Source organism: Sulfitobacter sp. 1A15299 (genome assembly GCF_043556915.1).
GTDB lineage: Bacteria > Pseudomonadota > Alphaproteobacteria > Rhodobacterales > Rhodobacteraceae > Sulfitobacter.
This window is the reverse complement of the sequence record NZ_JBIFFJ010000052.1, coordinates 1-9,786: the sequence shown is the minus strand read 5'-3', so window position 1 is coordinate 9,786 and position 9,786 is coordinate 1. Positions and strand designations below refer to the sequence as shown.

Below are 9,786 nucleotides of genomic sequence, written 5' to 3'. Positions count from 1 at the left end.
CTCAGACGGACTGATCAGCTCGGCCGTCGAAAGCGCCCGGCCAGCCGCGAGTTACACCACGCTATGGGGCATGATCGATCAGACGGTGGGTCTTGCGGGCCTGCCCCATGTCTACTCCAAGCCCGTTACAAAAGTGCCAAATTCTCGCTGAGCGCGCGCCACGGAACTTTTGCTGTGACGCGGCAAATCTTATGCGGCATCCCGGCTGTGGTCCCTATCTTTCGTGCGCAGCGCAGCGAAACCCTCGAGAGCAGTGATCGCTCTGGGGGATAAAGCGAGCTTTAGCTGCCTACGGTCCAATGTCCGGTTTCTCGGGTCGTGGCGAAAGTTTTTTCTTGAAAGTACAGAAGTGCAGATTTTTTTGTTGAATTGTCCTATACGTCGTCAGACGCAATTACAGCATCGGCAATATCTGCAATAGTTGCATTGACCTTCATCGCCTTGTCGCGGAGCCGTTTGTAGGCCTGTTCCTCTGTGATTTCGTGACGCTTTGAAAGGATCGCGACGGCCTTCTCAATGCGTCTCCGTGCTTTCAAAGTGTCATCCAATGACCTGACCCTTTGTTGTAACCGGGCTTCGTGCTGGGACAAGCTTACGGCATTGGTCAAAGCGGCAAGAACACCGAAGATTCGAATGGGTTTCGATAGCACTGCGTGAACGTGCAGCCGTTCAAGGGCCGTCAGGATTTCCGGCGTCTCATAGGAAATGATGGCGATGCGAGTGATGTTCGAGCTTTCGGCCATCCACTGGACGGCGTTGTCTGTCTGATTGCGCAGCAGCAGAAAGAGAACGACATCGACTTCGGGAGGAAGTGTATCTGGCGGGGATGCGAGCTTTTCAGTCTGGCACCCGATCCTCCGGAGCTGGGCCAGCAGGGTGCGGCGATCCTCGTCGTCGGGATGGATGACCAATACCCGTTTCCGGCGCAACCTCCGGAGGAGGTTTTGATCACTGGTCCCGGCGATGCTCATGCACGTTCCAACTCGCCAATCGACCGGTCATAGGACACCAGATAGGGGTCGGGTCGGACGCTTTGCGCGCTGCTCCACACGATGTCGAACTCTCCGGTTCTTGTCGATCTGCCGACCTGCGGGCGCATCGTGAAGTGGTTCGTGTCCAGATCGACCGACAAATCGCCTCCAGGCGCTTTGAAAACGGCTCCTGACAATGCAGACATCAGACTGTCCGTGTCAAACTGACCGGCAACCCGCGCGGCATCTGCAAAGAAATGAACCAGGGCGTAAGTCGTTTCGGCATAGACGCTTGGCACCTGGTCCGATCCGAACCGCTCCCGGAAACCCGCGACAAACCGGCTGTTTGCCGCCCTGTCGGTCGTGCTGAAGTAGGGCGACACCGTAATATGTCCCGCGCGGGCTGTTTCGGGCATCTGTCGCAGTTCGGCTTCGGTCGTGGTCAGCGAAGCAATGGGAGCCTTCTTTTCCTGTTCATCCAGTTCTGCATAGGCAGAATAGAGCGTCACGCTTTCTTCGCCAACCACCGTGGAGAGGATGACATCGGGTCTTGCCGATGCCGTCTCCCGCAGTTTGGCCGCCGCAAGCCCTGAATCGGTCCCGAATGGAAGATAGATTTCGCTGACGATCTGACCGTCGCTTTCCGCGACAAACTCACCCACGATGCGATTGATTTCCCGCGCATAGAGAGTGTCAGTGCCGATCAAGGCGATGCGTTTCCCATGTTCGGCGTAGATGTGCTGCATTAAAGGTAGTACGAGCTGATTGGGCACAGCCCCCCCATAAATGACGTTCGGGGAATACTCAAAGCCTTCATAGACAGACGGGTAGAAGAGCAATCCGTTGAAACGCTCGACCACCGGCAGAACCCGCTTCCGGCTGGCCGAGAGGCAGCAGCCGAAAATCACATTCGCACCCTGACTAAGGAGCAGTTCGGTCGCAAGCTGCGCATAACGCTGATCGTTGCCTTGCGGGTCCAGAATTATAGGGTCGATCTGACGGCCCCCAACTCCCCCACCCTCGTTGATTTCCTCGATTGCCAGCAATGTTCCTTTCAGAAGGGCCTCTTCCGTCACTTTCATCGGCCCGGACTGAGAGAACAGAACGCCGACTTTGATTTTATGTACGCTCATTTCCTGTTACCCGCTCTTGTCGAATTGCCGTGCGATATTTAGGAGCCTCTCATCCTTTCCCGGTCGTCCCATGAGCATCATACCGATTGGCAGGCCATTTGTAGAGGTGCCTACCGGAAGACTGATGCAAGGCAGACCGGCAAGGTTTCCCGGCCAGCAGAACCAGGTCATGCTGTCCTGGGTGGTTACGTCTCGCCCGCCGAAATTCTGCCTGTCATCGCCATGACGTGGGGCAGGAACGGGGAGGGTAGGAAGCGCCAGTGCATCCCAGTCGCCCAGATCGTTCAGCAACAGCTCGATAAATCGCGCTCGCAGTTTCTGCGCGTGCATGGCTTCGGTCGCGGTGATCTGCCGCCCGGCTTCCAGATGGGCGCGGGTGACAGATGTGAACGCGGCTGGCTCATCAGCCAGAAGCTTTTCGTGATAGGACGATGCTTCCACATGCAGGATCGCCTCCCATGCGGCGAAGAAGCTCCGCATGTCCGGGATTTCAGCATCTTCCACGGACGCTTTCGCCCTGCCCAAAGCGTTCCGCACAGCCAGATCAATCTCTTCCGACCGTTCCAGTCCTTTCCCGACCAGGTTCAGGATGCGAGGCGTGTCGGGCGCGGGTTGGTCTTCGAACGGTTTCGCCTGAGCGGTGGAGGCATCGTTCGGATCGGCTCCCAAAAAATACGGCAGCAGAAGTGTGAGGTCATCGAGACTGCGTGCAATCGGACCGGGCGCATCCAGCGACCAGCTGAGAGGCAACACGCCAAAGCGTGACGCCCGGCCATAAGTCGGCTTGAAACCATAGACGCCGCAGGCCCCGGACGGGATGCGCACAGACCCGCCGGTGTCACTCCCAAGGGCGGCACCGACAATCCCGGCGGCGACGGCCGCTGCCGATCCGCCACTGCTGCCACCCGTGATATGGTCGGCATTGTGAGGGTTGCGCGTCGGTCCGATGCTGGAGGTTGTGTTCGTCGCCCCGAAAGCCCATTCGTGCATGTTCGTCTTGCCAAAAATGATCGCTCCGGCAGCACGTAGGTTGGCTACGACAGTCGCGTCGACGCCGTTTGCTGCGCGGGGGAGGGCTTTGGAGCAGGCTGTGGTCGGAAAATCCCGTGTGAGGTAATTGTCCTTGATAGCGATAGGCACGCCGTCAATCGGGCTAAGGGGCTTTCCGGCGGACCGGCGCGCGTCCGATGCCTTTGCCTGTTCCAGCACAATGTCAGGATCCAGAGAAACGAAAGCGTTGAGGTCTGCCCTGTCGTCGGCCTGTTTCAAGGCGCTCCTGGTCAGATCGCTGGGTGTCGCCGAGCCGCTTGCGAGCGCCTCGACCTGCAAGGTTGCGGTTTCAGGTCTTGGGCACATCGAAACTCTCCGGGTGAAAAATGTGGGCTGGTTCGGAGGAAGGCGGTTGGGGCATTGCTACCAATCCGCCGCGGATGCGGGCCAGTGTTGTCGCGATGCGTTTCTGCTGATCCTCTGTCAGGTGTTCAGTTTTGCTCATGTCAGACCCCCAGCAGCTCTTGCTGAAGCTCCTTGTCCGCCAGCAAGGCGTCCCGATCCGTCTCCATTCGGATTTCGCCCTTTTCCATGACGTAGGCGCGCTCAGAGATGGATAGGCAGAAATCGAGGTTCTGTTCTGCAACGAGGATCGCAATGCCCCGATCCTGGTTGATCCGCTTCAGGACGCCTGCCATCTCGTCGATGATGGAGGGCTGAACACCTTCGGTCGGTTCATCGAGCAACAGGATGCGCGGCATGATCGCCAGCGCGCGGGCCAGGGCCAGAACCTGTTGCTGACCGCCCGACAATCCCCCGGCCAGATCGTGTGCCTTGGGTTGCAGCATCGGGAAATCCGACAGCGCCTCGTCAACGGTCTGTTTCGGATCGTGTCCGTTTGAAGCGGCGGCGACGGCGATGTTCTCGATCACCGTCATGCGCGGGAAGACGAAGCGACCCTGCGGAACATAACCCAACCCCATCTTCGCCCGTTTCGCAGGGGAGTCCGGCGCGGGTTTGCCGTCGATCTCGATTTGGCCTTCCATCGGAGGAATGAGGTTCGTCGCGAACCGCATGAGCGTCGATTTCCCGACCCCATTACGGCCGAGAAGGGCGACGATTTCCCCGCTTTTCACTTCCAACGACACGTTGCGGATGATGGTAGTTTTGCCGTAGCCACCTGTAGCATTCACAACCTTAAACATGCTCACTTCTCCCCAGGTAGATATCGAGAACGCGATCATCGGCTCGAAGCGTCTCGATGTCGCCTTCGGCAAAGACTTCGCCCTGGTGAAGGACCGTCACATGGCCCACCAGCGTCCGGACAAATTCCATGTCGTGTTCGACCACGACGACCGTTGTGTGTTTTGCGAGTGTCCGGACGAGCGAGGACAGTTCGCGGGTTTCCTCGTTGGTCATGCCTGCAGCAGGTTCATCAAGGAGGACGACGCGGGGTGCGAGGCAAAGAACCATGCCAATGTCCAGCCATTGCTGCTGCCCATGCGACAGGGCCGATGCCTGGACGCCTGACTGCCCTTCGAGACCGAGCATGGAGAGGATCTTTGCCGCGACTTCCTCGGCTTTCTCCCTGTCGTGCGTCCGGGCGAACGCGGCTGTCCAGAGGTTGTCGGCAACCGTCAGCTCTCCGAAGACTTGTGGTTTCTGGTTCTTGACCCCCATCCCCTTGCGCACGCGATCAAAGATCGGTGCCTCGGTAATGTCATCATTGCCGAGTGTAACCGTTCCGCCCTCGGGCTTGTACATGCCCACGCAGGTTTTCAGGAACGAGCTTTTGCCCGCACCGTTTGGCCCGATCAGCGAGTAGGGTTTGCCGGGGGTGAAGTACTGCGTGACCTTGTTTACCGGTATCACACCGCCGAACCGCTTGAAGGCTTCGTCGGTGCCCATGTTTTTCGCCGGTCCCGCTTCTCTGGCGGCATCTTCCAGAATTTCTCCGAGGACATCGCTGTCGATCTTGACCGCCCCCGCGTTTCGGGCGGCTTCATTCGGATCGGGAAGCGCCTTGCGCCACAGATTGCCCAGCCCGCCCAGGATTCCGTTTTGCAGGAAGAGAACCAGGAGGATGAGCACCACACCCAGGATAAGGGTTGTCTGGCCCCCGACCGCACCACCCCCGAGAAAGAAGGACAGCCCGCCGATTGCCAGCGCACCAAGAAACGCGCCCGACAATGTGCCGAGACCACCGACCAGCACATAGATCGGGACCAGCAACGCTTCCTGCACCGAGAAGATCGACGGGTTCAAATAGTTGGCCCACAGACCAAACAAGGCACCGGCAATCCCCGCGAGCGCGCCAGCAAATGCAAAGTTCAGAAGCTGGTATTTCCTGACGTCATAGCCCAGCAGTTCTGTCTTCTCGGCGTCGATCCGGATGCAATCCACGATCTGGCCAAACGTGCCACGCATCAGCCAGCGGGTGAAAAAATAGAGAAGCGCCGCGATGACGACTGCCGCGGCGAAGGCCGCGTTGGGACCGAGCGGCTGTGCGCCTTCGCCAAACCCGAGGACGATCCCCGGAATATTCGACAGACCGTTATCGCCGCCGATGGATGCTTCACCGACATCAAGCTTGAATGTCTGCGTCACGGACCAGAGCAGAAGTGTGAACGTATAGGACAGGATGGTGCTTTGCAGCGGCCCCATACGGGCGAAGAAGATGATGTAGCCAAGCGCCGCGGCGGCCAGGGCCCCGAAGGCAGCCCCGGCCGGAAGCGCCCAGATCAGGGTGTTTCCGGTTGTCGGTGCGAAATTGATGGCAACAACACTGCCGAAATAGCCACCCAGACCGTAGAAGGCCGTCTGGCCAAGGCTCAGCAGTCCACCGCGCCCCCAAACCACATCGAGGCTCAGACCCAAGAGACCGAAGATCACCCAGGAAGTCGCGACAAAGGCCAGATAGGGATCGATCTGTCCGGCAAAGACGAGAGCCAGCACAACCGCAATAGCCGGGAAGACGAGGCCCGCGTGTTTGTAGAGTTTTTCAGAGATTGACATGGCGGGCCTCACAGTTTGCGACGCCACTTGGCCGAGATACCCATCGGGTAGAGCCAGAGCAGCAGTGCAGTGATGACGAAGAAGAAGACGTCGCCGACAACGGAGGTCATGAAGCTTGCGGTCACGGATGCCCCGCCCCCGAGACCAAGTGCGGTGATCGCACTGCCCGTAAGAGTGACGGGACCGGCCACAACGACCGTGAGGAAAGCCTTGATGACGAAGGCGAACCCCATGGAAGGTGTTGCAGGCACGATCGGGAGAAGAACCGCACCTGCAAACCCCGCCATACCGCACCCGACCGAGAAGGTCAGCATGTTCGTGCGGGAGGACTCGATACCGATGGCCTGCGCCATCTGCGGCACCTGAATCGAGGCGCGCGCTTTCATTCCGTAGACCGATCTCGTCATCAGCAGATAGACGAAGATCAACATCGCGACGGCCACGCCGATCATCAGGAGCGGATACCCGGCCAGGCTATAGTCACCGATTGAGATATTGAATTGCGGCATACCGATGCCCGGTGTCACCGTCCCGAAGATCAGGACCGCGAGTTGGTAGAACACAATGCTAAGCCCCCAGGTCGCGAGCATCGTGTCGAACAATCGCCCGTAAAGTCGGTTGATGATCAGAACCTCGACTATGGCCCCGATAGCCATGGTGACGGCCACCGCTATCGGGATCGAGAGGATGTAGGGAACCCCGGCCTGCGTGACGGTCAAGGCCGTGTAGGCTCCGATCATCAGGAATTCGCCATGGGCAAGATTGATGACCCCCATGAGGCCGAAGACGACCGCGAGGCCGATTGTCGCGATCAGCAGGATCGACGCGCTGGACAAAGACGACAGCAGGACTGTCGCCAGGAAATCGAGTTCCATGGCTTCCTCCCTTGAAGGATGTGCGCCCGGCTGTCAGGCCGGGGCGCGGCTTGGATTAGTTGGTTTCAGGCGTGAAATGCTCTGCGAGGTCGGGATTCGCGATTAGATCGCACATCTCGTTCTCGTAGGTCGGAGCCACGTCCTCGAAGGTCTCTACTATTTCAAAACCGTGGTTGTCGTCACCGCGCGCGATGTAGATGTTCTGACGCAAGTGATGCGAACCGGGTTCCATCGTAACGGTGCCGTTCGGCGCGTCAAAACTGATGCCGCTTTCCATGGCGGCGATCACAGCTTCCGGGTCGGCCGACCCGGCTTGCTCGACAGCGGCCGCCCAGACATGCACCGCATTCCAGACATCGACCGCACCGGACACGATGGGCGTGTCATCACCATATTTCGCGGTCCACATTTCGACAAACTCGGCATTGGCGGGATTGTCCACCTGCATGAAGTAGCCCTGGCTGGCGATCAGTCCTTCACCAGCTTCGGGCGAAACCACGACCTGCTGGTTGCCCGAACCGTAGTTCGAGGAGACCACACCGATGTTGTCCTTCAGACCGGCAGCCGCGAATTGCTCCAGAAAACCGGTCTGGTTTGCACCCACCGGCAGGGCGACCACAAAATCGGGGCGGGCCTGCTGGATTTTCTGGATCGTTGGCGCGTAGTCGGTGACGGTCAACGCCAGAAAGTCCTCGCCAACCACTTCTCCGCCGTTTGCTTCGGCATATTCGTTGATCCAGTGTGCCGAGATGGTGCCGAAGTTGTAGTCCGGTGCCATGATATAGATGCGCGGGCCATATTCCGCGATGGCCCATTCGATTAGCGGCTGGAGCTGCTGCGATGCGGACGAGCCAGTCACAAAAGTCTGACGGTCGCAGGCACCGCCTTCATAGAGCGATGAATAGAAGTAGGGGATGTTTGCGCGGCGAAAGATCGGGCGCATGGCCTCACGGGACGAGCTGGTCAGCCCGGCGAACATGGCCGAGATGCCGTCACGCAGAACGGATGTATTGGCGTATTGGGTATACTTGCTCAGCTCGGACTGGGAGTCGTAGCTGACCACCTCGATCTGTTCACCCATAACCCCACCATCCGCGTTGATCGACTCGACCGCGAGGTCCAGCGCGTTGTCCTGCTGGATGCCGTAGATGTTCAGGCCGCCGGTCAGATCGAAGATCGCGCCGATCTTGATCTCGGCAAATGCCGCTTGCGCCGACAGCGCGGCGGCGACGGCAATCATGCTGGTGGTGAAGTGCTTGTTCATTTCGGATGGTCTCCCTGTTTATTCTAACTGGCTGAGCATCCGCGCTGTGACTCGACACAAAAAAATCGCAACAGAACAAATGCTCAGCTGCGATGCTTGATGATTTTAGGTGCGTCGTTGCACATCGAACCTGTAGCAATCCGTGCCTCATCGAGTCAACCAATACTGCGATTTACTTGCAGGATAGCCGAATTTGCAGCTCACTGAGCCACGGTGCGGAGTGGCTGAATTATATCCAGAACTGTCTGAGATCTCGCGCCGGCGATCCGGACGCAGACACCATCTTAGCCGCAGCAAAGCGGCCATTGGTTCATTGTGCAGCATCGGTCAGTTTGGGCTCGAAGCAGACCTCTGGGCGCATCCTGGATTACGATATGCGGACAATCCCCGCCGGGCGCACGCCCGCCAGCCGCACCTCCAGCCAGCGGATGTAGCCACTGAGGTTCTTCGTGGCCGGTCCGCAGAAGGGCTTGATAAACTCTTTGTAGCGGGCGTGGAGCGAGTTTACGTTCTGGATGTGATAGCAGCGCGAAGCCACACGCGTGCCAGGCTTGCTGCCCACCACGAAGTGCTCGTGACCGCCTGCTGCTGCGACGTTCTTGTAGCCGCTGGCGCCGTCGGAACAGAGCACGGCATCGCTCGGAACCAGCGGCTTCATGGCGCGCTCGAGCGTCACTCTCTGGCGGTTCGGCAGGCGTTGGAAGAGGCGCGCGCCGCTGCGGTCAGCGACGGTGAGAATGGGGAGCTGCCACTTCGAGAGGCCTCGCATCATCTTCAGCCCGTTCGTCGTAAAGTCCTTCCACCTGGGGCGGGGCGGCGGTGCAACCTTCTTCGGATATGCGAAGTGCCGGACCCATTCGCGAGAATCTTTGCGCGATTCCCGCTGGAAGGTCTCATCCGCCTCCACGATCCCGGAGAAGCTCACGGTTGAGCTGCTGCCGATGATGGAGAACACCACCATCCGCCAACGCCAGACCGTATATTTGTTGAGTCCTAATTGCCGAGCGAGCTTGCGGACCGACTGAGGTGCGGCAACGCCCTGCATATCCCGCAGTGCGACCATGAACAGGTCCGGTCGATGGAGTCGGCCGATGGCGCTACCCGTTCTGCCCGAATAGGTCTTCTGACAGCCAGTGCAGCGATAGCGCTGCACCTTGGTTCGAGTGCGGCCCCACTTCTGTCGGCGCTCGTAGCCGCAGAAGGGGCACTCGTGATTTTGGTTTGTCCGTGCCTCAATCTCAGAGATCGCCTCCGTCGTTTGTCGGAGAGCCATGAGCTTCGACTGGGCGTCCTCGATCTAGGCCGGGTTCAGGCGGTCGAGGGCATCGAGAAACCGGCGAAAGTCGTGGTGCAGCATGGGTATCCTCCGCGTCAAAAGCCGAGTAATATAGGCCCTTCTGCGAAATCACGAAGCGCACCAACACGGTTTTCGGACACCCCCCCAAAAAAATAGAGGCACGTTGCAAGACAAGCTTGGGCGTGCCATTGCGGGCATCCCGCCACCGCCTTAAGCCCAACTCCGACCTTAATGAGGCCAT

General features: G+C 59.0%; 9 protein-coding genes. All 9 read right to left on the bottom strand.

The features are described from left to right. Window positions 1–374: 374 nt before the first annotated feature. Window positions 375–971: an ANTAR domain-containing response regulator gene (locus ACGYK7_RS18600; protein WP_394403891.1), complete on the bottom strand. Its 597-nt coding sequence runs from the start codon at window positions 969–971 to the stop codon at window positions 375–377. Then, window positions 968–2,104, bottom strand: coding sequence for a transporter substrate-binding domain-containing protein (locus ACGYK7_RS18595; protein ID WP_394403890.1), 1,137 nt, complete (start codon window positions 2,102–2,104; stop codon window positions 968–970). Before ACGYK7_RS18595 ends, ACGYK7_RS18600 begins: the two co-directional genes overlap by 4 nt. A 6-nt stretch (window positions 2,105–2,110) precedes the next feature. Continuing rightward, on the bottom strand, window positions 2,111–3,433 hold the full coding sequence (locus tag ACGYK7_RS18590) for an amidase (RefSeq protein WP_394403889.1): 1,323 nt from the start codon (window positions 3,431–3,433) through the stop codon (window positions 2,111–2,113). Between the two features lie 10 nt (window positions 3,434–3,443). Continuing rightward, window positions 3,444–3,599: a hypothetical protein gene (locus tag ACGYK7_RS18585; RefSeq protein ID WP_394403888.1), complete on the bottom strand. Its 156-nt coding sequence runs from the start codon at window positions 3,597–3,599 to the stop codon at window positions 3,444–3,446. Between the two features lies 1 nt (window position 3,600). Then, window positions 3,601–4,299, bottom strand: coding sequence for an ABC transporter ATP-binding protein (locus tag ACGYK7_RS18580; RefSeq protein WP_394403887.1), 699 nt, complete (start codon window positions 4,297–4,299; stop codon window positions 3,601–3,603). Next, a complete protein-coding gene (locus tag ACGYK7_RS18575) occupies window positions 4,292–6,109 on the bottom strand; it encodes an ATP-binding cassette domain-containing protein (protein WP_394403886.1) in 1,818 nt (605 codons plus the stop codon). Before ACGYK7_RS18575 ends, ACGYK7_RS18580 begins: the two co-directional genes overlap by 8 nt. 8 nt (window positions 6,110–6,117) lie before the next feature. After that, window positions 6,118–6,984 carry a branched-chain amino acid ABC transporter permease gene (locus ACGYK7_RS18570; RefSeq protein ID WP_394403885.1) on the bottom strand — a complete coding sequence of 289 codons (867 nt, stop codon included), beginning with the start codon at window positions 6,982–6,984 and terminating at the stop codon, window positions 6,118–6,120. 55 nt (window positions 6,985–7,039) lie between these two features. Then, window positions 7,040–8,248: an ABC transporter substrate-binding protein gene (locus ACGYK7_RS18565; RefSeq protein ID WP_394403884.1), complete on the bottom strand. Its 1,209-nt coding sequence runs from the start codon at window positions 8,246–8,248 to the stop codon at window positions 7,040–7,042. Window positions 8,249–8,615: 367 nt separating this feature from the next. Further along, the gene (locus tag ACGYK7_RS18560) at window positions 8,616–9,311 is read right to left on the bottom strand and encodes an IS1595 family transposase (RefSeq protein WP_394403883.1); all 696 of its coding nucleotides are present in this window, start codon (window positions 9,309–9,311) and stop codon (window positions 8,616–8,618) included. Between the last annotated feature and the right edge of the window lie 475 nt (window positions 9,312–9,786).

What these genes read in the sequence shown, in the direction of transcription:
- ACGYK7_RS18600 (WP_394403891.1), bottom strand. Translation starts at nt 971, where the DNA reads ATGAGCATCGCCGGGACCAGTGATCAAAACCTCCTCCGGAGGTTGCGC.
- ACGYK7_RS18565 (WP_394403884.1), bottom strand. Translation starts at nt 8,248, where the DNA reads ATGAACAAGCACTTCACCACCAGCATGATTGCCGTCGCCGCCGCGCTG.
- ACGYK7_RS18580 (WP_394403887.1), bottom strand. Translation starts at nt 4,299, where the DNA reads ATGTTTAAGGTTGTGAATGCTACAGGTGGCTACGGCAAAACTACCATC.
- ACGYK7_RS18595 (WP_394403890.1), bottom strand. Translation starts at nt 2,104, where the DNA reads ATGAGCGTACATAAAATCAAAGTCGGCGTTCTGTTCTCTCAGTCCGGG.
- ACGYK7_RS18570 (WP_394403885.1), bottom strand. Translation starts at nt 6,984, where the DNA reads ATGGAACTCGATTTCCTGGCGACAGTCCTGCTGTCGTCTTTGTCCAGC.
- ACGYK7_RS18585 (WP_394403888.1), bottom strand. Translation starts at nt 3,599, where the DNA reads ATGAGCAAAACTGAACACCTGACAGAGGATCAGCAGAAACGCATCGCG.
- ACGYK7_RS18575 (WP_394403886.1), bottom strand. Translation starts at nt 6,109, where the DNA reads ATGTCAATCTCTGAAAAACTCTACAAACACGCGGGCCTCGTCTTCCCG.
- ACGYK7_RS18560 (WP_394403883.1), bottom strand. Translation starts at nt 9,311, where the DNA reads ATGGTCGCACTGCGGGATATGCAGGGCGTTGCCGCACCTCAGTCGGTC.